This is a genomic window from Mycolicibacterium wolinskyi (assembly GCF_002101965.1).
Taxonomy (GTDB): domain Bacteria; phylum Actinomycetota; class Actinomycetes; order Mycobacteriales; family Mycobacteriaceae; genus Mycobacterium; species Mycobacterium wolinskyi.
On the sequence record NZ_LQQA01000034.1, the window covers coordinates 74,607 to 99,833 of the forward strand.

The 25,227-nt window shown below is 65.6% G+C and carries 22 protein-coding genes; 11 read left to right on the forward strand and 11 right to left on the reverse strand.

Annotated elements, in window-relative coordinates; genetic code table 11:
* Window positions 1–2 precede the first annotated feature (2 nt).
* The 6 genes from AWC31_RS34425 (at window position 3) to AWC31_RS34450 (ending at window position 7,254) form a co-directional block, all read left to right on the forward strand.
* Complete coding sequence (locus AWC31_RS34425) at window positions 3–1,172, forward strand: MFS transporter (RefSeq protein ID WP_085150090.1); 1,170 nt, start codon at window positions 3–5, stop codon at window positions 1,170–1,172.
* Window positions 1,173–1,313: 141 nt separating this feature from the next.
* Window positions 1,314–2,651 carry a histidinol dehydrogenase gene (gene hisD / locus AWC31_RS34430; RefSeq protein WP_085150092.1) on the forward strand — a complete coding sequence of 446 codons (1,338 nt, stop codon included), beginning with the start codon at window positions 1,314–1,316 and terminating at the stop codon, window positions 2,649–2,651.
* A gap of 15 nt (window positions 2,652–2,666) precedes the next feature.
* Window positions 2,667–3,218: a VOC family protein gene (locus AWC31_RS34435; protein ID WP_085150094.1), complete on the forward strand. Its 552-nt coding sequence runs from the start codon at window positions 2,667–2,669 to the stop codon at window positions 3,216–3,218.
* Entirely contained in the window at window positions 3,215–4,606 is a 1,392-nt protein-coding gene (locus AWC31_RS34440; RefSeq protein ID WP_085150294.1) for an aspartate ammonia-lyase, read from the forward strand. Before AWC31_RS34435 ends, AWC31_RS34440 begins: the two co-directional genes overlap by 4 nt.
* A gap of 31 nt (window positions 4,607–4,637) precedes the next feature.
* Window positions 4,638–5,297: a ThuA domain-containing protein gene (locus tag AWC31_RS34445; RefSeq protein WP_085150096.1), complete on the forward strand. Its 660-nt coding sequence runs from the start codon at window positions 4,638–4,640 to the stop codon at window positions 5,295–5,297.
* Between the two features lie 328 nt (window positions 5,298–5,625).
* The gene (locus tag AWC31_RS34450; protein WP_085150098.1) at window positions 5,626–7,254 is read left to right on the forward strand and encodes an APC family permease; all 1,629 of its coding nucleotides are present in this window, start codon (window positions 5,626–5,628) and stop codon (window positions 7,252–7,254) included.
* A gap of 27 nt (window positions 7,255–7,281) precedes the next feature.
* Here the strand turns inward: AWC31_RS34450 and AWC31_RS34455 are convergent, their stop codons facing one another.
* From AWC31_RS34455 to AWC31_RS34470, 4 genes are all read right to left on the reverse strand, one after another.
* Complete coding sequence (locus AWC31_RS34455) at window positions 7,282–8,352, reverse strand: LacI family DNA-binding transcriptional regulator (RefSeq protein ID WP_085150100.1); 1,071 nt, start codon at window positions 8,350–8,352, stop codon at window positions 7,282–7,284.
* 40 nt (window positions 8,353–8,392) lie between these two features.
* Complete coding sequence (locus tag AWC31_RS34460) at window positions 8,393–9,226, reverse strand: mycofactocin-coupled SDR family oxidoreductase (protein ID WP_085150102.1); 834 nt, start codon at window positions 9,224–9,226, stop codon at window positions 8,393–8,395.
* A 142-nt stretch (window positions 9,227–9,368) separates the two neighbouring features.
* Window positions 9,369–10,508: an acyl-CoA dehydrogenase family protein gene (locus tag AWC31_RS34465; protein ID WP_085150104.1), complete on the reverse strand. Its 1,140-nt coding sequence runs from the start codon at window positions 10,506–10,508 to the stop codon at window positions 9,369–9,371.
* 30 nt (window positions 10,509–10,538) lie between these two features.
* Window positions 10,539–11,699 carry an ROK family transcriptional regulator gene (locus AWC31_RS34470; RefSeq protein ID WP_085150106.1) on the reverse strand — a complete coding sequence of 387 codons (1,161 nt, stop codon included), beginning with the start codon at window positions 11,697–11,699 and terminating at the stop codon, window positions 10,539–10,541.
* A 123-nt stretch (window positions 11,700–11,822) separates the two neighbouring features.
* Between AWC31_RS34470 and AWC31_RS34475 the strand changes: the two genes are divergently transcribed.
* Complete coding sequence (locus AWC31_RS34475; protein WP_085150108.1) at window positions 11,823–14,612, forward strand: cadherin-like domain-containing protein; 2,790 nt, start codon at window positions 11,823–11,825, stop codon at window positions 14,610–14,612.
* Window positions 14,613–14,686: 74 nt separating this feature from the next.
* Here the strand turns inward: AWC31_RS34475 and pntB are convergent, their stop codons facing one another.
* From pntB to AWC31_RS34490, 3 genes are all read right to left on the reverse strand, one after another.
* On the reverse strand, window positions 14,687–16,123 hold the full coding sequence (pntB, locus tag AWC31_RS34480; protein WP_067849703.1) for a Re/Si-specific NAD(P)(+) transhydrogenase subunit beta: 1,437 nt from the start codon (window positions 16,121–16,123) through the stop codon (window positions 14,687–14,689).
* Window positions 16,124–16,127: 4 nt separating this feature from the next.
* Window positions 16,128–17,663 (reverse strand): Re/Si-specific NAD(P)(+) transhydrogenase subunit alpha, encoded by a 1,536-nt coding sequence (locus AWC31_RS34485; protein WP_085150110.1) that lies wholly within the window; start codon window positions 17,661–17,663, stop codon window positions 16,128–16,130.
* Between the two features lie 109 nt (window positions 17,664–17,772).
* Window positions 17,773–18,780, reverse strand: a complete 1,008-nt coding sequence (locus tag AWC31_RS34490) for a magnesium transporter CorA family protein (protein WP_085150112.1) — start codon at window positions 18,778–18,780, stop codon at window positions 17,773–17,775.
* 174 nt (window positions 18,781–18,954) lie between these two features.
* Here AWC31_RS34490 and AWC31_RS34495 point away from each other — a divergent pair, with 174 nt between their 5' ends.
* From AWC31_RS34495 to AWC31_RS34510, 4 genes are all read left to right on the forward strand, one after another.
* Window positions 18,955–19,569, forward strand: coding sequence for a DUF3159 domain-containing protein (locus AWC31_RS34495; RefSeq protein WP_110775412.1), 615 nt, complete (start codon window positions 18,955–18,957; stop codon window positions 19,567–19,569).
* Between the two features lie 141 nt (window positions 19,570–19,710).
* A complete protein-coding gene (locus AWC31_RS34500; protein ID WP_085150116.1) occupies window positions 19,711–20,571 on the forward strand; it encodes an ABC transporter permease in 861 nt (286 codons plus the stop codon).
* Entirely contained in the window at window positions 20,568–21,599 is a 1,032-nt protein-coding gene (locus AWC31_RS34505; protein WP_085150118.1) for a taurine ABC transporter substrate-binding protein, read from the forward strand. The genes AWC31_RS34500 and AWC31_RS34505 overlap by 4 nt, the downstream gene beginning before the upstream one ends.
* A complete protein-coding gene (locus AWC31_RS34510) occupies window positions 21,580–22,368 on the forward strand; it encodes an ABC transporter ATP-binding protein (RefSeq protein ID WP_067849686.1) in 789 nt (262 codons plus the stop codon). Before AWC31_RS34505 ends, AWC31_RS34510 begins: the two co-directional genes overlap by 20 nt.
* 38 nt (window positions 22,369–22,406) lie before the next feature.
* Here AWC31_RS34510 and AWC31_RS34515 read toward each other — a convergent pair whose 3' ends face one another.
* Genes AWC31_RS34515 through AWC31_RS34530 form a run of 4 tightly spaced genes read right to left on the reverse strand, consistent with a single transcriptional unit; the run spans window position 22,407 to window position 25,146 of the window.
* Window positions 22,407–22,598 carry a hypothetical protein gene (locus tag AWC31_RS34515; protein ID WP_133060242.1) on the reverse strand — a complete coding sequence of 64 codons (192 nt, stop codon included), beginning with the start codon at window positions 22,596–22,598 and terminating at the stop codon, window positions 22,407–22,409.
* A 21-nt stretch (window positions 22,599–22,619) separates the two neighbouring features.
* Window positions 22,620–23,612, reverse strand: coding sequence for a zinc-binding alcohol dehydrogenase family protein (locus AWC31_RS34520; protein WP_110775413.1), 993 nt, complete (start codon window positions 23,610–23,612; stop codon window positions 22,620–22,622).
* Window positions 23,609–24,286, reverse strand: a complete 678-nt coding sequence (locus tag AWC31_RS34525) for a haloacid dehalogenase type II (RefSeq protein WP_085150122.1) — start codon at window positions 24,284–24,286, stop codon at window positions 23,609–23,611. The genes AWC31_RS34520 and AWC31_RS34525 overlap by 4 nt, the downstream gene beginning before the upstream one ends.
* Window positions 24,283–25,146, reverse strand: a complete 864-nt coding sequence (locus AWC31_RS34530; protein ID WP_085150124.1) for an alpha/beta fold hydrolase — start codon at window positions 25,144–25,146, stop codon at window positions 24,283–24,285. The genes AWC31_RS34525 and AWC31_RS34530 overlap by 4 nt, the downstream gene beginning before the upstream one ends.
* Window positions 25,147–25,227: the final 81 nt, after the last annotated feature.

Sequence of the window (25,227 nt, forward strand, 5' to 3'; positions counted from 1 at the left end):
CCATGACCCAAGTGGACGAACGCCGCCTCGTGCGAGCACGCGTGGCGGTGTTCGGGCTGTTTGTCTCGTTCGGGATCATCCTGGCGACCTGGGCCGTGCACCTGCCCGCTCTTCAGCGGGCCGCCGATCTGTCGACCTCGTCGCTCGGCACCGTACTGTTCATCGTCGGTGTCGGCGCGCTTGGCAGTATGCAACTCTGCGGGCCGCTCACCGCCCGGTTCGGTTGCGCCACAGTGGCAGCGGTGTCCGGCGCGGCGATGGCCGCGGCCGTCACGGTGCCGCTTGCCATGACCGCACCGATTTCTGTCGGTACGGGCGCCTTCGTGTTCGGGTTGGCCACCGGAAGCGCTGACGTGTCGATGAACGCTGCCGCGGTCAGCGTCGAGCGCGGCTACGGCCGTGCCATCATGGCGTCATTTCATGCGGTGTTCTCGATCGGCACGGTCATCGGTTCGGTGTTCGGCGCAGCGGGATTCGCGATCGGGACGCCGACACCGGCTGCGTCGGCCTTCGTAGGCGGGGCCTGTGTCGTGCTCGTCGGAACCTCCTGGCTGATGTTGCGGAGCTGGGCGGATACCCCGATGGATCCTGGCGCGCCGTCGGCAGCCGAGGCCAGGCCGGCCGGTCGGACGCGCAAGATCCTCGTCCTCGGCTTGTTGGCCTTCCTCTTGCTGTTGTCGGAGGGCTCGGCCATGGATTGGGCGAGTGTGCACGCCCAACACCACCTCGACGCCGCACCGGCACTGGGCACCCTGGCTTTCGGCGCGTTCGTCACCACGATGACGGTCAGCCGATTCGCCGTCGACCGCATCTCCCAGCGCGTCGGGCCGGTGGCCGTCGTCCGATATGGATGTCTGCTGGCCGCCTGCGGCATCGCGACCGTGATCGCGGCACCCAACCTGGCAGTGGCCGTGCTCGGGTGGATCCTGTTCGGACTGGGACTATCCGGTGGTGTGCCTTCGGTGTTCACTGCCGCGGGCAACCTCGACAGCGCGTCGGGGCGGATCCTCTCGCGGGTCGTCGGCGTCGGCTACCTTGCGATCTTGGCCGGCCCCGCGGTGATCGGATGGCTGGGCGAGGCGACGTCGCTCAATGCCGCGTTTGCGATTCCGCTGTGCGCGGTGCTCGCCTGCGCGGCCGCGGCGTCGACAGTGACGCCACGCGCACGCTGACCATGTGAGCAACTGGTGCAGCGGTCACGCGATCTACTGCACACCTTGAGTCTCCCCGCGGCATGATCCTGGCCAGAGACTGGAGGCACGCCAGAGCGGATCCCGCCGGCGACATCCCAGCCACAGCTCAAGGAGAGATTGGTGTCGGTCATCCTCAAGGCGCCTGCCGCGCACGTCGGCACACCGCACAAGAGCGACCCCCAGGTCGTCGACACGGTTGCGGCCGTACTCGACGACATCAGGGCCAACGGCGACGGCGCGGTGCGCCGCTATTCGGAGCGGTTCGACCGCTGGACGCCCGAGTCGTTTCGGCTCGGCGCGGATGAGGTTGCCAAGATCATGTCGGATCTGCCCGGCACCGTGATCGAGGACCTGACCTTCGTGCAGCGGCAGGTGCGCAACTTCGCGCAAGCCCAACGCGACGCGATGCTCGACGTCGAGGTCGAGACACTGCCCGGAATCCGGCTGGGCCACAAGCACGTTCCGGTTGCCGCATCAGGCGCCTATGTGCCCGGCGGGCGCTACCCGCTCACCGCGTCGGCACACATGACTGTGGTGACCGCCAAGGTGGCCGGCGTCGAGCGCGTTGCCGCCACCACTCCGCCCAACCAGGGCACGCCGCCGGCGATCAGCGTCGCGGCGATGCACCTTGCCGGCGCCGACGAGATCTACGTGCTCGGTGGTGTTCAGGCCATCGGCGCACTCGCCCTGGGAACAGAGACGATCCCTCCGGTGAACCTTCTCACCGGCCCGGGCAACGCGTACGTTGCCGAGGCCAAACGGCAGTTGTTCGGTGAAGTCGGTATCGACTTGTTCGCCGGCCCCACCGAGGTGCTGATCATCGCCGACGACACCGCGGACCCGTTCATCGTTGCCGCGGACCTGTTGAGCCAGGCCGAGCACGGCCCGGACTCTCCGTGTGTGCTGATAACGACATCGGAGCGGGTGGGACGCGACACCATCGCCGAGGTGGAACGGCAGCTCGAGAACCTGCCCACGAAGCCGGTCGCAGCCGTGTCGTGGGAAAACCACGGCGAAGTCCACCTGGTGGTCGACCTGGCCGAAGCATTCGCACTCGGGGACCGCTATGCCAGCGAGCACGTGCAGATCCTCACGGCCGAGCCGCGGCGGGCCCTCACCGAGATGCGTGACTACGGCGCCCTGTTCCTCGGTGAGAAAACGTGTGTGTCCTTCGGCGACAAGGCGATCGGAACCAACCATGTGCTCCCGACCCTCGGGGCCGCCCGCTACACCGGTGGGCTGTGGGTGGGCAAGTTCCTCAAGACCGTGACGTACCAGGAGATCGACAATGCCGACTCCAGCGCCGAGCTCGCGCGGATCTGTGGGCGCGCTGCACGGTTGGAGAACTTCGAGGGCCACGCCCGCTCGGCCGACGTACGGGCGGCGAAATACGGTGGCGATGTGCTGGAGTGGACCGAGCATCGGTTCATCGAGGACTCCGCCGCGGTGCCGAGCTGACGGGAGGACACGAAGATGACGGACACTGGTGCTCCCAAGATCCCCAGCCTGCGGGCGGTCGACCACGTTGCGTATACCGTCCCGAACCTGGACGAGGCCGTGCGGTTCTTCGTGGACCATTTCGGTGCCGAGCTGGTGTTCTTCGACGGGCCGTTCGCCGACGCGGAGTCCGACGGTATGCGCCGCCGGCTGAACGTCGACCGCTCGGCGAAATGCATGATCGCGATGCTGCGCATCGGCATGCACCACAATGTCGAGCTCTTCGAGTACCAGGCTCCGGACCAGCGCACGACGTTGCCACGCAACAGTGACATCGGAGGGCATCATCTCGCGTTCTATGTCGACGACATCGACGCGGCCTACGACTACGTGTCGGCCATCCCGGGCGTCGTGTGTCAGGAGGGGCCCAACGGTGTCGACCCGTCGGCTCCCGTCGCCGGGCAACGGTGGTTCTACTTCCAGACGCCGTGGGGCATGCAGCTGGAACTCACCACGTGCGCAACCGAAGGCTTCTACGACGGATTGCCCGGTGCGCGCATGGCGGGCCCCAGCCCGATATGGCGATGACAACGCGTATCGAGCAGGACTCGCTGGGCAGCCACGAGGTACCGGTGTCCGCCTATTACGGCGTACACACGGCCCGAGCCTTGGCGAACTTTCCGATATCGGGTATCGCGCTCTCGACGTATCCGCATTTCGTCACGGCCCTCGCCGCGGTGAAGCACGCAGCGGCCGAGGCGAACCGGGAGCTCGGCCTGCTCGATCACGAACGGGCCGACGTCATCACGGCCGCATGCCGGGAGATCGCCGCGGGGGAGTTGCACGATCAGTTCGTCGTCGACGTGATTCAGGGCGGGGCCGGAACGTCGACCAACATGAACGCCAACGAGGTGATCGCCAACCGTGCCCTGGAGTTACTCAGTTCACACCGCGGTGACTACGAACGGCTGCACCCCCTCGAGCACGTTAACCGCAGCCAGAGCACCAATGACGTGTACCCGACGGCGATCAAGGTGGCCCTGCAGGGGCAGATCGCCACGCTGCGCACTGCGCTGACGGATCTGGTCGCGGGATTCGCCGCAAAGGCCGACGAATTCGCGACTGTGTTGAAGATGGGCCGCACCCAATTGCAGGACGCGGTCCCGATGACGTTGGGGCAGGAGTTCAGCACGTACGCGGTCATGTTGACCGAGGACGCCGAACGGCTGCGCGAGGCCGCGCTGTTGGTCACCGAGATCAACCTGGGTGGTACCGCGATCGGTACCGGCCTCAACGCACATCCCAGGTATGCGGCATTGGTGTGCGAAAAGCTGAGTGCCATCACTGGATTTCAGCTCAGCACAGCCGGAAATCTGGTGGAGGCCACCCAGGACGTCGGCGCGTTCGTGCAGGTGTCGGGGGTGCTCAAACGCACGGCGTTGAAGCTGTCGAAGATCTGCAGCGATCTGCGGCTGTTGTCGTCCGGGCCGCGTTCGGGCTTGAACGAGATCAATCTTCCTGCCGTACAGGCGGGTTCGAGCATCATGCCGGGCAAGGTCAACCCGGTGATCCCCGAGGCGGTCAACCAGGTGGCCTTCGAGGTGGTGGGCAACGACGTCACAATCAGCATGGCCGCCGAGGCCGGCCAGTTGCAGCTCAACGCTTTCGAGCCGATCATCGCCCATTGTCTGTTTCAGTCCATCGGGCACCTCACCGCGGCGTGCCGGACCTTGCTCGACCGCTGCGTAGTCGGAATCACCGCCAACCGCGAGCGGCTGTACGAGTCGGTGACGAACTCGATCGGGGTCATCACCGCGCTGAACCCTTACATCGGTTATGCCACCGCCGCGCGGATCGCGAAGACGGCGCTGGAAAGTGGCCGCCCCATTCCCGACATCGTGGTGGCAGAAGGGCTGCTGAGCGCGGACCGGGTCGCCGAGTTGTTGACACCCGAGTCGCTCGTCGGCCTGCAATGAATCACCCTTACGCACAGAAGGACCCACGCTCATGACGAATGTCTTGTACCTGTACGGCGGATGGCCCGGGCACAGCCCTTACAACATCGCAGAATGGACGCGAGGTCTGGTCGGCGAGCTCGGCTTCGACATCGAAGAATCACAGGACGTCTTCACGCTCGACCGCGACCTCACCGGCTACGACCTGATCATCCTGGGTTGGAACAACGCATTGACGACCGAGGATCTGTCGGATTCGCAGGAAGACCATCTGTTGGCCGCGGTCGAATCCGGCACCGGAGTCGCGGCCTGGCACGGTGCCGCCGCGGCGTTCCGGTCCAGCCTGCGTTATCACCTCATGCTTGGCGGCGACTTCCTGGCACACCCGGCCGGCGAGGGCTACCCGCAACCGTATGAGGTGTCGATCCTGGACTGCGACCACGAGGTGACTCGAGGTGTCGGCGACTTCCATGTGGCTTCTGAGCAGTACTACATGAGCGTTGATCCGAACAACGTGGTGCTGGCCGAAACCACCTTCAGTGGTGAGCATTTCGCGTGGTTCGACGGGCTGACGAGCCCGGTCGCCTGGGTGCGGCACTGGGGTCGGGGGCGGGTGTTCTATCACTCGATCGGGCACGCACCGGAGGACCTGGCCGGCGAGGACGTCCGCCGGCTCACCAAGCAGGGCATCGCCTGGGCGGCCCGCCGCTAGCCGGAGCGGTAAACCCCGGCGCTCGAACATGCGCAGCATGTGAAACGACGACTCGGTGAGTTGCACCGTGCTCATCATTCGCCGTTTGACCTGCATGTTCAGTGCCGGTTACGGCTAGTTTGCGCCGCGAATTCGCTACTCGTAATGAGAAATTCAGCGTCCGTTCCTTGCACGTATTGGGTCTGCCTGCGACAGGCGGTGGCGACGACACTTCATGTGTGGTCGCAGTCACATGGCCCCGGGTTTCGAGTGCAACGCATCGATGCTCAGCCCGACCGACTCGCCGACCGTAACTTCCCATTCCGCAACGTAAGTCGAGGAGATCGCCATGACAGTCACAAAAGGTGGAGGTGGGTCGCTCAGCGGTGATGACGCCCATCTGCGCGTGCTCGGATACGAAGAGAAGTTTGAGCGCAAGATCGGCATGTGGTCGAACTTCGCGCTCGGGTTCCTCTACCTGTCGCCGATGGTGGGTGTGCTCTCGATGTTCACCCAGGCGCTCACGACCGCCGGCCCACCGTCGATCCTGTGGCTCGTAATCGCCGCGGCCGGGCAACTCCTCGTCGCCATGGTGTTCGGCGAGATAGTGTCGCAGTTCCCCATCGCCGGTGGCCTCTACCAGTGGGCTCGCCGACTGTGGAACGGGCCCTACGCCTGGATCATGTCCTGGATCTACATCGCCGGCATCGTCGTCGGCTGCACCACAACCGCGATGTTCAGCGCGGATTTCGTTCTGGCCCTCTTCCATTCGGATTCCGACATCTCCTCGACGCCGCTGCAGAAGCTCCTCATCGCCACGGCAGTTGTGCTGACCTGTCTGGCGCTGAACTCAACGGGTTCGAAGACGCTGGCCACGATCGCCAAAGTGGGCCTCGCAGCCGAAGTGGCCGGCATCGTGGTGGTCGGGCTGTACCTGCTGATCTTCTCGCGCAAGAACAGCTTCTCGGTTCTGTTCGACACGATGGGCACCGCGGGCAACGGTGATTATCTGAGTGCCTTCGCCACGGCCGCCATCATCGGGCTCGTGTTGTACTACGGATTCGAGGCCTGCGGCGAGGTGGCCGAGGAGACGCCGAACCCCAGCCGAACCATTCCGAGATCGATGATGCTGACGGTCATCCTCGGCGGCGCCGCGGCGCTGTTCTCGTTCATCGGCTACATCTTGGCTGCGCCGAACTTGCAGGAGGTCGTCAACGGTGAGGTGGCCAACCCGATCACGGCCATCCTCACGGGTACCTTCGGCGAGGCCGGCACCAAGGTCTTCCTCGTCATCGCGCTGACGTCGTTCCTGGCCTGTGTGATGGGGCAACAGGCGGCGGGCAGCAGATTGATCTTCTCGTTCGCGCGCGACGACATGTTCCCCGGCAGCAACATCTTCAAGAAGATCTCCAGCCGCAAGGTCCCCGTCAACGCGACGATTCTCGTTGTCTCGCTGTGCATCTCCCTGTTCGTCTTGTTGTACTTCCTGCCTGACGCACTGTTCCGGGTGGCCGCCTTCCAGATGTTGGCCGGCTACTTCGCCTTCCAAATGGTGGTGTTCGCATCGTTGCGGGCCCGCGCAAAGGGCTGGCAACCCGGCGGACGCTGGACCCTTGGCCGGTGGGGCTGGCCCGTGAGCATCGGTGCGTTGATCTACGGCGTGCTGTCGATGATCGTGCTGGCCCGCCCCAACGGCGATCCCAGCCTGCACTTCTTCGACCGCTGGATCGCGCTCACCGGGTTCGTCGTGGTGACCGCGGTGGGGTTGATCTACATGGTGATCGCCAAACCGTACCGGCATTCCACCGCACCGGAGGGCGATGCCATCGAGATCGCCGACCTGCTGAGGGAACACCGGGCCGCCGGCGACATCTCGGAGATCGCCGAGGACGTTCCGCTCGCCGAGCCTGCCCCGCCCGTGGGTCGGCCACATCGCCGCAACGCCGATGAGCGCGAGACGGTCACCGCAACCGATTAGCCGATGGCGCCAGCGGACCCGCCGGGATCACTTCCTGGCGGGTCCGGTGCTCGAGCGCAGGATCAGCTCAGTCGGCTTGACCGAGCGGCGCCGGCTACGACCATCGATCAAATCCAGCAGCATGGACGCCGCGGTCTTGCCCTTGTCGCACAGCGGCTGGCGGATTGTCGTCAGACCGACCAGATCGGCAATCGGCGCGTCGTCGAATCCGATCACCGACACCTGTTCGGGTACGGAAAGTTGCCTTTGCTCAAGAACTTTCATGGCCGCGACGGCATGCACATCAGAGGTCGCCACGATGGCCGTCGGCGGCTCGGGGCCGTCGATCAACTGCTCAACGGCCAGCATGCCGCTGGACATGTCGATATCGGTGGCTTCCACGAGCGTGGCGTCGATCCCGCCTCGACCGCCCGCGGCGATCGCATCGCGGTATCCGGCCAAGCGTTGCTGAAGGTACGTCTCGGTGACGGCTTCGATGTCGGAGAACTGACGGCGGCCCGGCTCCGCGGCCGGCCCCAGCCGGTCGGTCACGATCCCGACGCGACGATGACCAAGTGCCAGAACGTGTTTCATCTGCTCTGCGCCGGCCTGACGATGGTCGACTGTGACGTAGGGAATGGCGGGGAGCCGCGGGGAATCGATTGCCACCGCGGGGATTCGCCGGGCGATGATCGCCTCGACGACGGGGTGCTCATTGGGCAGGCAGTGCATGACCACACCGTCGACCAATCCCCGCAGCGCGGCCGATTGGACCGGTTGAGACGGTCCGGATGTGATGCCGGTTCGGTCGACCGGCAACAGCGTCAGCGCAACGTCGGCAAGTTCGCCAACCTCGACGATGCCCTTGAGCAGCAGCGTGGTGGATGGGTCCTCCACTGCACTGGCGAGTGATCCGGGCACCAGGACACCCACGGTCCCGATCCGGCCCAGTCGCAGGCTGCTTCCGGCGATGTTGGGGCCGGTATAACCCAGCTGTGCGGCCACGGAAAAGATCTGTTCGCGTTGTCTCGCCGAAACCCGCGGTGACCCGCTGTAGGCGTAGGACACGGCGGCCTGCGAAACACCGGCCGCCTTCGCGACATCCTTCATCGTGACCATTTGGCAAAGACTAGCCCGGTTGGGCCGCAGTGCCGTTCGGTCAGGACTTCACGACGAAGCCCGCGTCGATGACCAGCGGCGTCGCCGTGATGTAGCGGCCGGGCTCGGTCACGAGATAGAGGATTGCGTTGCTGACGTCCTGCGGCTGAATCCACGGCACCGGGAGGATGTGGGTGCCGCTAAATGTGTCGATGACGTCGTCGCGAGTGGGCTTCTCGAGGTCGGGCCGGAAGAGACCGTATACGAAATCGTTGTTGATCATGTGGGTGTCCACGCACGTCGGATTCACCGAGTTGACCCGGATGTTGTACTGGCCGAGTTCGCGCGCGAGCGACGTCATCAACCCGGTGACACCGTGCTTGGCCGCCGCGTACGACGAGATGTTCTCGGCACCCTTGATGGCCTCGGTGGAGCCGATGAAGACGATTGAGCCGCCTTCATTCTGGGCGATCATGGTGGGTATGGCGGCCTTGACCGTGTGGAACACCCCGTTGAGGTTGATGTCGACCATTTCCCGCCAGTCCTGCGGGCTGATCTCCCAGGTTTTGGCGCCCGAGCAGATGCCCGCGTTCGGTATGACGATGTCCACGCGGCCGAATTGCTCGATGCCACGGTCGAATACGGCTTTGACCTGTTCGTAGTCGCGGGTGTCGGCGACTTCGGCGACGATCTGGCGGCCGGCCTCCTTCACCTGCCGGACGGTCTCCTGAAGGTCATCTTCGGTGGTGCCGGGGTAGGCCGTTGTCGATGGTTTCGCACACAAGTCGAGACCGATGATGTCGGCGCCCTCGCGCGCCAGCGTCAGGGCGTGTGAGCGTCCCTGGCCACGGGCGATTCCGGTGATGAAAGCGACTTTTCCGTCGAGTTGACCCATTTGGCAGCTCCTTGTTCGAACGGCGTTAGTTTGGTGAATCGTATCACCTGATATACGGATCGAAGCGAAGTTGAGCCAATCTAGCTGCGGTGATACGGTTCACCAGGAAGCGGCGGCCGGGCCGGGGGGAGCAGCCCGATCGTTACGAACCCAGACCGCGCGAGATGACGAGGCGCTGAATCTGGTTGGTGCCCTCGAAGATCTGGGTGATCTTGGCTTCGCGCATGTAGCGCTCGACGCGGAAGTCGCGGGTGTAGCCGACTCCGCCGAGTACCTGCACCGCATCGGTGGTGACCTTCATCGCGGCGTCGGTCGCCACGAGTTTGGCCACGCTGGCCTGTGTCGAGTACGGCAGGCCTTGATCCCGTCTGCGCGCGGCGTCCAGGTAGGTGGCGCGGGCGCTCACGACCGCGGCGGCCATGTCGGCCAACAGGAAACCGAGGCCTTGATGATCGATGATCTTGCGGCCGAAAGTCGTTCGCTCGTTGGCGTAGCGGACGGCCTCGTCGAGGGCGGCCTGGGCTATGCCGACAGCGACCGCGGCGATGCCGAGACGGCCGGAATCCAACGCGGAGAACGCGATTGACAAACCCTGGCCTTCGGCGCCGATCAACCGGTCGGCGTCGATCACGGCATTGTCGTAGAACGCCGACGTGGTCGGTACGGCGTGCAGACCCATCTTCTCCTCGGGCTTACCGAAGCTCAGGCCGTCGAGGTTCCCCGGCACCAGGAAGCAGGAGATTCCGCGAGACCCTTCACCGGTCCGCGCGAACAGGGTGTAGAAGTCCGCGCGCCCGCCGTGGGTGATCCAGGATTTCGACCCGTTGATCACGTATCCGTCGTCGCTGCGTTTGGCGGCACACCGCAGCGCCGCGGCGTCAGAGCCGGCTTGCGGTTCGGACAGGCTGTATGCCCCGATCTGCTCACCGGACAGCATGCCGGGTAGCCAGCGCGCCTTCTGCTCCTCGGTGCCGAACGTCAACAGCGGATGCGACGACAGGCTGTGCACGCTCACCGCGACCGCGACAGCCGCCCACCGAGCGGCGATCTCCTCGAGGACCTGTAGGTACACCTCATAGGGCTGCCCGCCGCCGCCCCACTGCTCGGGCTGCGGCAGGCTCAGCAGCCCGGCCGCCCCGAGCTGGGCGAACACACCCTCGGGATAGGTCTCGGCCTTCTCGTGCTGGTCGACGATCGGGTCCAGCACCTTGTCGGCGATGTCGCGAGTCAGCGCGATGAGCTCATGAGCTTCGTCAGAGGGCAGTAGGCGGTCCACCGGCATAGTTGGACATCCTAGTTTTATCCGCCCGATCTACGAAGTAGAAGTCTGCAGCAAGCCCGCGATGTCGGGGTCGAGCTGCTGCAGCGCGACGATGACCGCCACCCGATAGTCGCGGCCGATTTGTGACCGCACGGTCGTCGTGCGGCCACGTCGCTCCGGCGGCCGGATTTCGTCGATGCGCGCTTCTAGCGCGTCGATCAGTGGGCCGAATTCCACGATGAGTCCAGTGAGGATGAGGATCTCTGGATCGAGGACCGCTTCGAGCAGGATCGCCGTGCGCGCAATCTGGTCGATGACGTCGCTGATGATCTTCTGCGAGTGCGGATTTCGGCTTGTGTCTTGGGCCACCGCATTGAGGTCGATGTCCTTCAGCGGCACATTCTCGGTGTGCGGGGCAACGGCTTGCATGGCGTGCAGCGACATGTTCGCGTCGACACAGCCCACGCGCCCGCACGAGCACTTCACGGCGCTGCCGGGCACGGATATGTGCCCGATCGCCCCGGCGACGCCGGTCGCTCCGGAGTACGGCCGTCCGCCGATGATCAAGCCGATGTTGACATGGCCTCCGCAGTCGAGCACCAGCGCAGAACGCACCTCTCGGGCCTCGCCGGCAATGGTTTCGGCGAGCGTCATCGCCTGCGTCGAATCTTGCACCGTGGTGGGTATGCCGAGAGCGTCGGAGATCGACCCACCCAGGTCCACGTCCGACCATCCGAGTACCTTCGAATCGACGACGGAACCTGTTGCCGTATCGATGAATCCGGGCAAGCAGACGCCCGCAGCGGCAATCGGTCCGACAGCGGCATCGTCGATGAGCTGCCGAGCTATCCCGATGATCGAGCGGATGACCGAGGCCGAGCTTCGGCCGGCCGTCGGTGTCTCACTTTCGCTGGTGATAGTGCCCGTCGCATCGGCGACGACGACGCGTGCCCGACGTTCGTCGATCCAGATCCCGAGTACCCGCCGTGCGCGCGGGTTGCAGCCCAGAAGTTTGCGGGGGCGACCGCGGTAACCGGGACCCTCGACGCGTGAATCCAGTTCGACCAGCGTGCCGTCATCGATCAGCTCACCAACGATCGCCGTGATGGATGGACGGCTCAGACCGAGTCGGTCCGCCAGGTCGGCACGGGCGAGGGGACCCTCGGTTCGCAACAAGTGAACGACGCGCTGGCGATGGAGCAGGTGAAGCACCTGTGTTTCCTGGCGCGCCGATTCTGACCGCTTCAGCAGACCCTCCTTGACGGCATCAACAATATGCTGCTATTAAATTCGTCACACAAATTAAATAAACCTCTAGGGCATCGGAGCCGCGCTATGACCGCTAGTAATCCGCTCTTCAACCCCCTGTTCGTCGCGCAGTTCAGTGCGCCGGCAAGTCCGGCACCCTCGCGTCGAACAGTCCAAACTACCGCGCGGATCGGCGCATGCAGCGCCGTCGTGGTGACGGGTTGGCTGGTCGCGGCGCTGGCCACGGGCCACGGGGTCGCTGCCGCGGACTCGACCGGTGAGACGTCGTCGGACCGCTCGGCGTCGGCGTCTGTGGACTCGGAGTCGTCTGCCGAGTCGTCGGGTGCGACATCCAACGATGAGACCGACGGGTCGGTGTCGACGTCGGCCAGGACCGGTTCCCCTTCAGCCAGCGTCGGTAATGGCCGCGACACAAAGGGCACCGAGCCCAAGCCCAAGCGCGAGCGGAAGACCGCATCGACCAAACAGTCGACCGAGCAACAGGCACCCGACACAGACGCCCACACCGACGCGGCGCATAAGGACACGAGCAGTACGACTCCGCCTACGGAGACAACTCGCGCACCCTTGGAGGCCGTGTCGTCGATACCGGACAGGGTCAGAGAAACGGTGCGGCAGCTGTCCGACGTCTTTGACAAGCCCGCATTGTCACTGCCGGATCTCGCGACTCCGCGCGCTTCCGATACCGCGCCGTCGCACTCCTCGGATTCTCCGCCGCCGGAGGCCCCGGCCCGAGCAGTCGGCATCAGTGAAACGGTCAAGCGGTCTGTCGAGCGGTTGGCCGAGAAGATCTCCGAGCAGGTCGCGGAGGTGGATGCGGCCGCCGGCTCGGATGACGCCAAGGCCGTGATTGCTTCTGCGGCAAGCGATGTGCGGGCGACCGCTGAGGTGACGGCTGCGCCCGTCGCCAAACCTTCGGACCGGGTCGTTTCGCCCGCTCCTGTTGCCGATGGTGCGGCGGGAGTCCTCGCAGGCATCGTCACCGGCATTCTCAATCCGTTCCTGGGATCCGATCCGTCGAACCCGGAGCCGGTGAACCCGGCGTCTTGGGCGGTGTTGGCTTGGGTTCGCCGCAATCTGTTCAACCAGGCTCCGGTGGTCAGTAGCCCAACCACAACGGTGCAGGCCGGTCAGACCGTGACGGGCAACATCGGGGTCAGCGATGCCGAGGGTGATGAGCTGACCTATACCGTCACCGAGAAGCCGAAGTACGGCACGGTGACGATCGATCAGGAGACCGGTGAGTTCACCTACACTCCTGACGACATCGATTACGATGCGGCGCAGATGGATTCATTCACGGTGTCGGTCACCGACGGCCACCGGATCAACTTGATGAGCCTGTTCAAGCCGCGCACCGCGCAGAAGGACGTCGATGTCACCGTCCTCAACCCAACCCTCGAGCGGGTGATCCTGGACCTGCCCGACGGAATCACAAACCCGAACACTCCGCGCTTCGCCGGAGACGGACAGACGCTCTACTTCGCGGCTACCCCGGCCGGAGGCGGTCGCGAGGAGATCTACCGGATCAGCGTCGACGGCGCGGACGTTCAGTGCATCACCTGCGGCGTGTCCACGGAGATCACCGGTGGGCTGGGGAGAGTCGATCCGTTCGACGACGGGACGGGGCGACTGATGATCCAAGTCAGGACCAGCCCGAACTCCTACGTCGTCTACGAAGAGACCGCAGAAGGCAAACAACTGATTCCGGTCATCACGCCGCCTTCCGGTGCACGCGCCATCGATCCGCAACGTGAGATGAGGATCTCGCCCGATGGGACCCACGTGTTGTTCAGTCAGATCCAGATGACCTCGACAGGTCTGATCACGGCGGTGCCGGTGGTGGGCCGGCTGGAGCGCACGGACGCCGGCTACGAAATCGCCGACGCCCGTGTGGTTTACCCGGTCGGCGAGGGCAAGCAGTGGACGCCTGACGGCAAAGGCGTCATCATCCTCGGCGGTCGCTACGAGGCGGGCAACGTTGATGACATCGTGGTCGACCTGGAGACCGGCGAGGTCACCCGGCTGACCGGCAACCTCGATTACGACGAGGACATCGACATGTCGCCCAATGGGCAGTGGATCGCGGTCGGCAGCACGCGTGGCTATGACGCGCTGACGCCGATGTCGCGGATCGTGCGCCCGGCGTTCCTGCCGGCGGACATCCAAGGTGCGGTGTACGAGAAGTACCGGGGAACCGGGGATTCCACCAATATCACGAACCAGGAATGGATCGTCGCAATTGAGGACGACCTCAAGGGCGAGGACGGGATTCCGGTGTTCGTCGATGGCGACGGGTATACCGCCAGGAGCATGGCGAGCTGGAACAACACCGGAGACGCGGTGGCATTCTGGGAGGCTAGCGGGGCTGATGAGACGGACACCCGGTTGGTGATCGCCAATGTGAAATACACGACGAGCGTCGGTCCGGTCGAGGGTGACCGGATCACCCCCGAGCCGACGTGGGCCCCCGAACTCAAGACCTATGTTCCAAGCGCGGCGCCGCTGCCGCCCACGGGAACGTATGCCGGCGCGGGCGGCGGCAGCGCGTTGGTCTCCGAGGTCACCGACGAGACGGGGCACATCACCCGCACCGTCACCTACACCGACTATGTCAATGAGGAGGGGATGATCCTCAACGGCACCGAGTCAACGGTTACCACCGCCAGCCAGTCCAACGTTCGTTACACCGCCAACATCACCGTGACGGGTGAGCACACCGGATACCTCAAGGCGGACGCCAACATCGACAAGCTCCAGCGGATGATGACCGGCTACATCACCTCCGATGTCGACGGCGATGTGCTGAGCGTCAACGACCAGGACAGGATCGACGAGGACCGAGCCAACATGTAACTCCCGTGAACAGACGCGAAAGCCCCCCATTTCACCCGAAATGGGGGGCTTTCACGTCTGCTCGGCAGAGGAAACTACGCGTGCACGGCGGACAGCGCGTTGTTGATCGCGTCGACGCGGTCCTTGGCGTCGCCGAACAGCATCTGGGTGTTCTCGCGGAAGAACAGCGGGTTCTGCACGCCGGCGTAACCCGAGGCCATGGACCGTTTGAACACGATGACGTTGGCGGCGTTCCACACCGTGAGCACCGGCATGCCGGCGATCGGGCTGCCGGGATCTTCGGCGGCAGCCGGGTTGACGGTGTCGTTGGCGCCGATGACGAGGACGACGTCGGTGTCGGCGAAGTCGTCGTTGATCTCGTCCATTTCGAGCACGATGTCGTAGGGCACCTTGGCCTCGGCCAGCAGAACGTTCATGTGGCCGGGCAGGCGGCCCGCGACGGGGTGGATGCCGAAGCGGACGTTGACGCCGCGATCGCGCAGCTTGCGGGTCAGCTCGGCGACGCCGTACTGGGCCTGGGCCACGGCCATGCCGTAGCCGGGTGTGATGACGACCGAGCTGGCCGAGCTCAGCAGCTCGGCGGCGCCCTCGGCGGTGATCTCGCGGTGCTCGCCGTAGTCCTTGTCGTCGGCCGGCCCGGCCTCGATGCCGAAGCCGCCCGCGATCACGGAGATGAACGAGCGGTTCATCGCCTTGCACATGATGTAGGACAGGTAGGCACCCGAGGAGCCGACGAGCGCGCCGGTGATGATCAGCAGGTCGTTGCCGAGCAGGAAGCCCGATGCCGCCGCGGCCCAACCCGAGTAGCTGTTGAGCATCGACACCACCACGGGCATGTCCCCGCCGCCGATCGAGGCGACGAGATGCCAGCCGAGTAGCAGGGCCAGCACGGTCACGACCACGAGCAGCCACAGCTGCGGGTCGATCACGAACCACACGGTGAGTACGAAGAAGGCCACGAGCGCCCCGACGTTGAGGATGTTCTTGCCGGGCAGCATGAGCGGTGCGGACTTGATGCGGGCCGAGAGCTTCAGGTTGGCGACTATCGAGCCGGTGAACGTCACGGCGCCGATGAAGACACCGACGAACACCTCGGCCGAGTGGATGCCGATCATGCCCTCGCCGGCCAGGTGGGCGGCCTCGGCGCCGGCGGGATCACCCTCGACGTGCAGGTAGCCGTTCCAGCCGACGAGCACCGCGGCCAGGCCCACGAAGCTGTGCAGCAGCGCGATCAGCTCGGGCATGCCGGTCATCTCGACGACCTTGGCGCGCCACAGGCCGATCGCGGCGCCGACGATCATGGCGACGATCAGCAGCGCCAGACCCAGCGGCTCGATCTTGCGCTCCAGCGCCAGGGCGACCGTCGCGACCAGTGCGACCGCCATGCCGGCGATGCCGAATGTGTTGCCCGCCCTGGATGTTTCGTGCTTGGAGAGCCCGGCCAGCGCGAGAATGAACAGCAGGGCCGCGACGACGTAGGCGGCCGTGGCGATGTTTTCTAGGGTGAACACGTTCTTAGCTCCTCGAGAACATGGCGAGCATGCGTCGCGTCACCGCGAATCCGCCGAAGACGTTGATGGAGGCCAGCAGGATCGCCACGAAGGCCAGTGAGGTGATAGCGATGTCGCCGTGGCCGATCTGCAGCAGCGCACCCACGACGATGATTCCCGAGATCGCGTTGGTCACCGACATCAGCGGGGTGTGCAGCGCATGGTGCACATTGCCGATGACGTAGTAGCCGATCACGATCGCCAGTGCGAACACCGTCAGGTGCACCTGCAGCGCGGCAGGCGAGATCGCGATGAGCGCGAAGATCGCGGCGGCGACCGCGAAGGTGATGCCGAGGCGGCGCCCGGTCGACATCGGCGGCTTCTCTTCTTTGACGGCCGGCGCGGCGGCAGCCGGCTGAGCGGCCGGTGCGGCCGAGACCTGGACCGGTGGCGGCGGCCAGGTGGTCTGGCCGTCGCGCACGACGGTCACCGACCGTTGCACCACGTCGTCGAAATCGAGCGTGAGCTGCCCGTCCTTCTCCGGCGTCAGCAGCTTGAGCAGGTTCACCAGGTTGGTGCCGTACAGCTGCGACGCTTGTGCGGGCAGGCGGCCGGCCAGGTCGGTGTAACCGATGATCGTCACGCCGTTGTCGGTGACGATCGCCTGATCCTTGACAGTGCCCTCGACGTTGCCGCCGTTGGCCGCGGCCATATCGACGATCACGCTGCCCGGCTTCATCGACGCAACCATCTCGGCCGTGATGATCCGGGGCGCGGGCTTACCGGGGATCAGCGCGGTGGTGATGATGATGTCGACGTCCTTGGCCAACTCGGCATACAGCTGCGCCTCGCGGGCCTTGTAGTCCTCGCCCATCTCCTTGGCGTAGCCGGTGGCCGACACCTCGGCTGCCGCCGGATCGACCGACACGTACTCCCCGCCCAGCGAGGCGACCTGGTCGGCCACCTCGGGCCGCGGGTCGGTGGCCTTCACGATCGCGCCCAGGCTGCCAGCGGCGCCGATCGCCGCGAGCCCGGCCACGCCGGCACCGACGACGAGCACCTTGGCCGGCGGCACCTTGCCCGCCGCGGTCACCTGGCCGGTGAAGAACCGGCCGAACGTGTGGGCGGCCTCGACCACGGCGCGGTAGCCCGCGATGTTGGCCATCGACGACAAGACGTCCAACGACTGGGCCCGGGAGATACGCGGCACCGCGTCCATGGCCAGCACCGTGATCGGGCGGGTCGACAGCTTCTCGACCAGTTCGGGCTTGAGCGCGGGCGAGATCAGGCCAACGAGTGTCGCACCGTCGCGCAGGCTCTTGATCTCGTTGTCGTCGGGTGCATTCACCTTCAGTACGACATCGGAGGCCCAGGTCTGATCGGACGTGCCGATGTCGGCGCCGGCGTCGACGTAGGCGCCGTCGGCGAAACTGGAGGCTGCCCCTGCGCCGGATTCGACGACGACCGTGTAGCCGAGCTTGATGAGTTGGCCGACGGTCTGTGGGGTGGCGGCGACGCGTGTCTCACCAGGCAGAGACTCGCGGGGTATCCCGATGATCATCGATTTTCGGTCCGATCTAGTTGGTTGGGCATTGAAGAGTCTTGCATTTGCTTCGCGATATTGCGCGTGCCCCCTAGGGCGGTAAGCGACGCGCTTACCAACTGAATCGCTACAGCCAGTCGCGCCGTTTGAACATCACGTACAGCAGGATGACCAGTACGACGATCAACGCTGAACTGGCGATGAAGCCGACGACGGTGTTGATTCCGGGATAGGTGACGTTCTGGCCGTAGAAACCGGTGATGGCCGTTGGCACCGCGATGATCGCGGCCCAGCCGGTGAGCTTCTTCATCACGGTGTTCAACCGGGCGTCCTGCAGCGACAGGTTGGTCTCGAACACCGTCGTCACCATGTCCCGCAGGGATTCGGTCCACTCGGACGCGCGCAGCACGTGGTCGTACAGATCGGCGTAGAGCGGGTCGAGCTCGGGCGACATCTTGGCGTCCAGCCGCCGGTGCTGGATGGTGCTGACCACCTCACGCATCGGCAGCACCACCCGGCGCAGCTCGACGAGGTCCTTACGCAACCGGAACGTGCGCCGCTGCAGCCCGTGCCTGGGACCGTCGTCGGCGAACAGTTCGTCCTCGAGCGATTCGATTGCGTCGTCGAGGGCCTGGACGGCTTCGAAATGCCCGTCCACGACGACATCGAGCAGGCCGTGCAGGAGCGCGCCGACGCCGTAGCGCTGCCCGCCGAGCTCGTCGAACCGCCGTGACACCTCACCGATGTCGAACTCGGTGGTCGAAGCCTCCACGCTCGGGAGCCGGACAGTGATGAGCCCGCGCGGCAGCACGAACGCCGAGATGCGGTGTTTGACGAGAGCCGACACCGCGTCGCCGTTCGGTACGCGCGTCTCGACGGCGTACACCGTGAAGAACGTATGTGTGTGGTACACAGACGCTTTCGTGCGCTCGTTCGGGGCGATGGCATCCTCGACGGCCCAGACATTGAGTCCGAGCTCGTCGGCCAGACCGCGCAGCGTGTCGTGGTCAGGGTCGTAGATGTCGGCCCACAGCAGGGTGTCGTCGTCGGCGAGGCAGTCCGAGATCGCCGAGAAGCTGAAGTGTTCGTCGTCGGGTTCACCGGCTCGCCAGATCCGGCCCTGCACCTGCGTCATCCGACCGTCACCATCGGCAGTAGGTAGGTGCGGACATAGTCGCGGGTGTGTCCTCGATCGTCGCGAGCTTGATTCTCGTATGCGGTGTGACATGAATCGTAACGAGCGGCGCGATACAACGCCCCGCGTCGAGGCTGCCGAACTGTTTCGCTGAGCTAGGTACGCTCGGTGAGCATGACGGACTCTCCGCTCGACGGACTGCTGGCCCGCGCGGGCGGCGTTCGCGGCCTGGTCTATTCGGGATTGCCCGTGACGACGTTCGCGCTGACTTCTGCAGTGTTCGGACGCATCCCGGCGACCATCGCCGCCTTGACCACAGCCGCGCTCGTGCTCGGGTGGCAGCTGTTTCGCCGGGAGTCCACTCGGCCGGCGCTGTGGGGGTTCGCCGGTGTGGCGGTGTGTGCGGGGCTTGCGCTGGTCACCGGTCAGGCAAAGGACTTCTACCTGCCCGGCATCTGGATGTACTTCTTGACGGCGACGCTGTTCACCGTGTCGATCGTCGTCCGGCGTCCGCTCGTCGGCGTCGTCTGGGCCTGGGTCACCGGGCGCGACGGCACCTGGCGACGAATTCCCCGCGTACGGCTGGCCTTTGACGTGGTGACCGCCGTGATGGCGACCGTGTCCTGGTCGCGGTTCCTGGTCCAGTACTACCTCTACGACACCGACCAGGAGAGCCTGCTCGCGATCGCCCGGATCGCGATGGGATGGCCGCTGTTCCTGGTGACCACCGCAGCGATCCTGCTGGTCGTCCGATATGCGATCCGGACGCTGGCGCAGTCCGCGACATAAAACTCACCGCGATTCCAGACCTTCATCCCGGTCCCCGCCGCCGGTACTAATACGCGGGTGAACACGACGCAGTCCGCCGACTCCTGCTGTCGCTGAAGCCGAACCGCCACCGTCGCTTCAGCAACAGAAAGTCGGCCGTCCGTGTCTGTCTTCGTCGATATCGTCCCCAGTGAGTCGCACACCGACTCGCGACCTGCCGCCACGCCCGGTAGGTGGCGCGCGTTGCTCACGAAAGCCGTGCTGCCGTTGCTCTCGGTGGTCGTGTTCTTCGTGGTGTGGCAGCTCGTCGCGCTGGCCGGCATCTGGAATCAGACCTTCGTGCCGTACCCCAGCACGGTGTGGCGCGCGTTTCTCGACGTGTCGACAACTCATGACGGCGTTCGCGGCTACGGCGGCTACCTGTTGGTCGAGCACCTCTACATGACGCTGCGCCGCGTGTTGGCCGGTGTGGTCATCGGCGTGGTCGCGGGGGTCCTGCTCGGCCTGCTCATGGGCTCGGTCGGTTGGCTGCGCAGCGTGCTGGAGCCGTGGCTGACGTTCCTGCGTGCCCTGCCACCGCTGGCGTATTTCTTCTTGCTCGTCATCTGGCTCGGTATCGACGAGGCCCCGAAGATCACGCTGCTGGCCCTGGCCGCGCTTCCGCCGGCCGCCGTCGCCACGACCGCGGCCGTCGTCGCCGCACCGGTCGGGTTGCAGGAAGCGGCGCGCGCCCTCGGTGCCTCGCGCGCTCAGGTCATCCGCGACGTCGTGGTGCCGTCCGCCCTGCCCGAAACCTTCACCGGCATCCGGCTGGCGGTCGGCATGGCGTACTCGTCGGTGGTCGCCGCCGAACTGTTCAACGGCATTCCCGGCATCGGCGGATTGGTCAAGGACGCAAGCAATTACAACAACACGCCGGTCGTGCTGGTCGGCATCTTCGCCATCGGGATCTCGGGCCTGGTGATCGATGGAGCCCTACGTGCCGTGGAACGGCGCGCTGTCCCATGGAGAGGAAAGATATGAACCTGAAGGCACTTCTGGCGACGGCGGCCGCCGCGATGCTGACGCTGGCGGGTTGCGCGGTCGACAACTCCGGAAACGACTCGCAGAAGCCGACGATTCGCCTTGGCTACCAGTCCTTTCCGAGTGGCGACCTGATCGTCAAGAACAACAGGTGGCTCGAAGAGGCGCTGCCTGATTACAACATCAAGTGGACCAAGTTCGACTCCGGCGCCGACGTCAACACGGCGTTCATCGCCAAGGAGCTGGACTTCGGCGCGCTGGGGTCCAGCCCCGTCGCCCGCGGGCTGTCGGCCCCGCTCAACATTCCGTACAAGGTGGCGTTCGTCCTCGACGTGGCCGGTGACAACGAGGCGTTGGTCGCACGCAACGACAGCGGCATCAACACCATCGCCGATCTGCGGGGCAAGCGCGTCGCGACACCGTTCGCGTCGACCGCGCATTACAGCCTGCTCGCCGCGTTGGCGCAGAACGGCTTGTCGCCCAGCGATGTTCAGCTCATCGATCTCCAGCCGCAGGCAATCCTTGCGGCCTGGGACCGCGGTGACATCGCCGCCGCTTACACCTGGCTGCCGACGCTGGACCAGCTGCGCAAGACCGGCAAGGACCTGATCACCAGCAGGCAGCTCGCCAAGGACGGCAAGCCGACCCTTGACCTGGGTGTCGTCTCCGACGAGTTCGCCGCGGCGCATCCTGATGTGGTCGACACCTGGCGTGAGCAGGAGGCCCGCGCGCTCGACGTCATCAAGAACGACCCAGCCGCCGCGGCCAAGGCCATCGCGGCGGAGATCGGCCTGCCTCCGCAAGACGTCGAGGGACAACTCAAACAGGGCGTGTACCTGACGCCGGCCGAGGTGGCGTCCGAGCAGTGGCTCGGGTCGGAGGGTGCGCCGGGCAACATCTCCGCCAACCTGCAGAGCGCATCGCAGTTCCTGGCCGACCAGAAGCAGATTCCGGCAGCGGCACCGCTGCCGACATTCCAGGACGCGATCTATACGAAGGGATTGCCGGGTGCCATCACCAAGCAGTGATGCCGGCGGCGCGCTGCAGATCCGCAACGTCGCGCACCGGTACGGCCGCGGCGCCAGTGAAGTGACCGCGCTCGGGCCGGTGAACCTCGAAGTCGAGCCGGGGGCGTTCCTGGTCCTCGTCGGCGCGTCGGGGTGCGGCAAGAGCACGTTGCTGCGATTGATCGCCGGTTTCGAAACCCCGTCCGAGGGTGAGGTTCAGGTCGCGGGCACGCAACCGACGCCGGGCGTCACGTCGGGTGTGGTGTTCCAGCAGCCGCGGCTGTTCCCGTGGCGCACCGTGGGCGGCAACGTCGAACTCGCGCTCAAGTACGCGAAGGTGCCGCGCGAGCGGCGAGCCGAACGACGTGACCAGCTTCTCGAGCGCGTGGGGCTGGAAGGCACTGCGCGCCGCAAGATCTGGGAGATCAGCGGCGGCCAGCAGCAGCGCGTGGCGATCGCGCGGGCGCTGGCCGCCGAGACCCCGCTGTTCCTGCTCGATGAGCCGTTCGCGGCCCTCGATGCGCTCACGCGTGAGCGGCTGCAGGAGGATGTCCGTCAGGTGAGCGCGGAATCCGGGCGCACAACGGTTTTCGTCACCCACAGCGCCGACGAGGCGGCGTTTCTCGGATCCCGGATCGTGGTGCTGACCCGGCGCCCCGGCAAGGTCGCCCTCGATCTGCCGGTCGACCTGCCCCGCACCGGCGTCGACCCGCACGAGCTGCGGCGCTCGCCCGAATACCTCAGGCTTCGGGCTGAGGTGGGGGAGGCGGTGAAGGCGGCCGCGGCGTAGCCGCGAATCAGGCCAGGGCGGCGTAGCCGCGCATCAGCCTAGGGCGGCGTAGCCCCGGGCTCGTGCGGCGTGGGTTCGGTGCGCACACCCCAGAGGATGCGCCGGATCGGTTCGGGCGCACGCCTCGTGGCGTCCAGGATCCCGCACACGATGGGCCCGAGAGGTCCCCTGAACAGCGCCTCGTCAGAGGTGAGGTCGGACGCGGTGATGTCCTTCTCCCGCCTGGCCATGAGTTCACAGTACATGCGGCCTCAGTCGAGGACGACGACCATTTTCCCGCCGGCCTCGCCGGCTTCCATGACGCGGTGAGCCTCCCGGATCTCGTCGAACGAGAACACGCGCGATGGTGCCGCCTCCAGTCGGCCGTCGGCGACCTGGCGGGCGATGTCGCCCAACGGCACGTCGGACAACGGGAAGCCGGGGGAGCCGAACACGAAGCTGCCGAAGAAGCTCAGGTTCACGCCGCTGGCCATCCGAAGCAGCGGGTTGAAGTCGGGTATGGGATCGAGGCCGCCCAACCAGCCTGCCAGGCATGCGGTTCCGCCCCTCCGCAGCATGTCCAGCGAGTCGAGGATCGTGCTGTTGCCGACGAGATCGAGTACGGCGTCGATCTCACCCGATTCGGCGATGTGGGCGCTTAGGTCAGGCATCTCCTTTTCGGCGCGCGCGGCGCCGAGGTTCTCGAGCATGGCGAACCGATCGGGATTACGCGTGGTCGCGATGACGTGGGCACCGGCGCCGACGGCGAGCTTGACCGCGGCCTGCCCGAATGACGAGGTTGCCCCCCTGACTACCAGCGTCTGCCCTGATCGAAGATCGATGTTGCGAAACAGGCATGTCCAAGCGGTTGCGTAGGTTTCGGGCAATGCGGCGAGAGCCGCCCACGGCAGGTCGGACTCGATGAGTGCCACGTTGGCTGCTCGGACCCTGGTGTACTCGGCGTAGCTGCCGTTGATGGTGCGGCCCAACCCGCCCATGAGTGCGGCAACCCTTGCGCCGACGGGGAACTCACCGCCCGGACACGAGTCGACGATGCCGACGCATTCGATACCGCTGACCTTGGCCGCCTCGGCCCATTCACCGCGCCGCATGTGCATCTCGGCGTGGTTGATACCGAAACCCTTGACCTGGATGACGACTTCGCCCGCTCTCGGTTCAGGCTTCGGGATGTCGGTATGGACCAGGCGGTCGAGGCCGCCGAAGCCGTCCAGGACAATGGCACGCATGGTTGATGTGCCGGTCATGACTGACCCTCCAGAATTGCGTTGAGCTGTAACAGATCTGTGGCCACCACGGTCGGTTGCGCTACCCCGGGCGCAGGCAACGGCGCGTTGCCCGGCCGGGTGATCAGGGCCCCGCTGAAGCCGGCCGCCTGTGCGCCGAGGGTGTCCCACATGTGCGCGGCCACCATCATGCAGTTTGACGGTGCGACACCCAGAGCGTTGGCCGCGCTGGTGTACAACACCGTCGACGGCTTGTAGACGCGGTGTTCGTCGACACTGAACTGATGCTCGAAGAAGCCGGCCAAGCCGGCGTGCTCCAACGGTGTCGGGCCGTCCTGATGCGGTGAATTGGTCAGCGTCGCGAGGCGAAAGCCGTTGTCGCGGAGGCGCTGGAGCCCCTCGGCGACGTCGGGATGGGCCGGCATGGTGCGCATGCCGTTGGCAAGGCCACGCAGATCGTCGTCGTCGATGGCGACGCCGCGAATGTCGGCGGTCATGCGCAGCACTGCTTGCCCGAGTGAGAAGAAATCGGTGTAACCACCCGACAACGTGACGGCCATCGAATACATGACCAACTGGCCGAACCATTCGCGCAGCACTGCGGGGTCGCCGAAGATCCGGTCGAAATGTGGCTGCAGCGAATCGATGTCGATGAGTGTCTCGTTGACATCGAACACCAGCACCTCTGGCCTCATCGGACCCGCCGCTGCAGGAACGCATCGATCAGGTCGGCGACTTCCTCGACGTGCGTCTCCAGCAGGAAGTGTCCGCCGTCGAGCAGGTGGATCTCGGCGTCGACCGCGTCCTTGCCGAACGCCCGTGCACCGTCGGGCCCGAAGATCGGATCGCCCTGGCCCCAGACCGCGAGGACGGGAACCTTGCTGTTGCGCAGGTATTCGTGCAGTGCCGGGTACAGCGGGGCGTTCGTCGCGTAGTCACGGAACAGCTTGAGCTGAACTTCGTCGTTGCCGGGGCGGGCAAGCTGCGCGGCGTCGTGGGTCCAGGTGTCCGGGCTGACGAGGGTCTCGTCCGAAACCCCGGTCAGGTATTGCCATTTGATGCCATCGACATCGAGGGCGGTGCGGACGCCGGCCTCGGTCTGCGGCGTCTGCTCGCGCTGGTAGTCCCACACGACGGTCCAGAAACTCTCGACGAAGCCTTCGTCGTAGCCGTTGCCGTTCTGCGTCACGATCGCGGTGATGGCTTGCGGCCGGCGCAGCGCCAGCCGCCAGCCGATGGGAGCGCCGTAGTCCTGGACGTAGATCGCGTAGCGGCTGACACCCAACTGATCGAGCAGGCCCTCGGTGAGATCGGCGAGCGCGTCGAAGGTGTAGTCGAACTCGCTGACCGTCGGGGCGTCGGAGTGTCCGAAGCCCAGGTGGTCGGGGGCGATGACGTGGTAGCGCTCAGCCAGCCGCGGGATGAGGTCGCGGAACATGAACGAGCTGGTGGGGAATCCGTGGAGCAGCACGATCGTGGGGGCGTCGGGGGAGCCGGCTTCGCGGTAGTGCAGGCGCTGTCCGTCGACGGTGGCGTAGCGGTGATGCACGGTCATGTCTAACTCCTTTGGTTATTTTTACCGGTTAGCGATATTCAACGCCGATCCCGGGTAACCTGTCAATAGGAATTTGGAGGT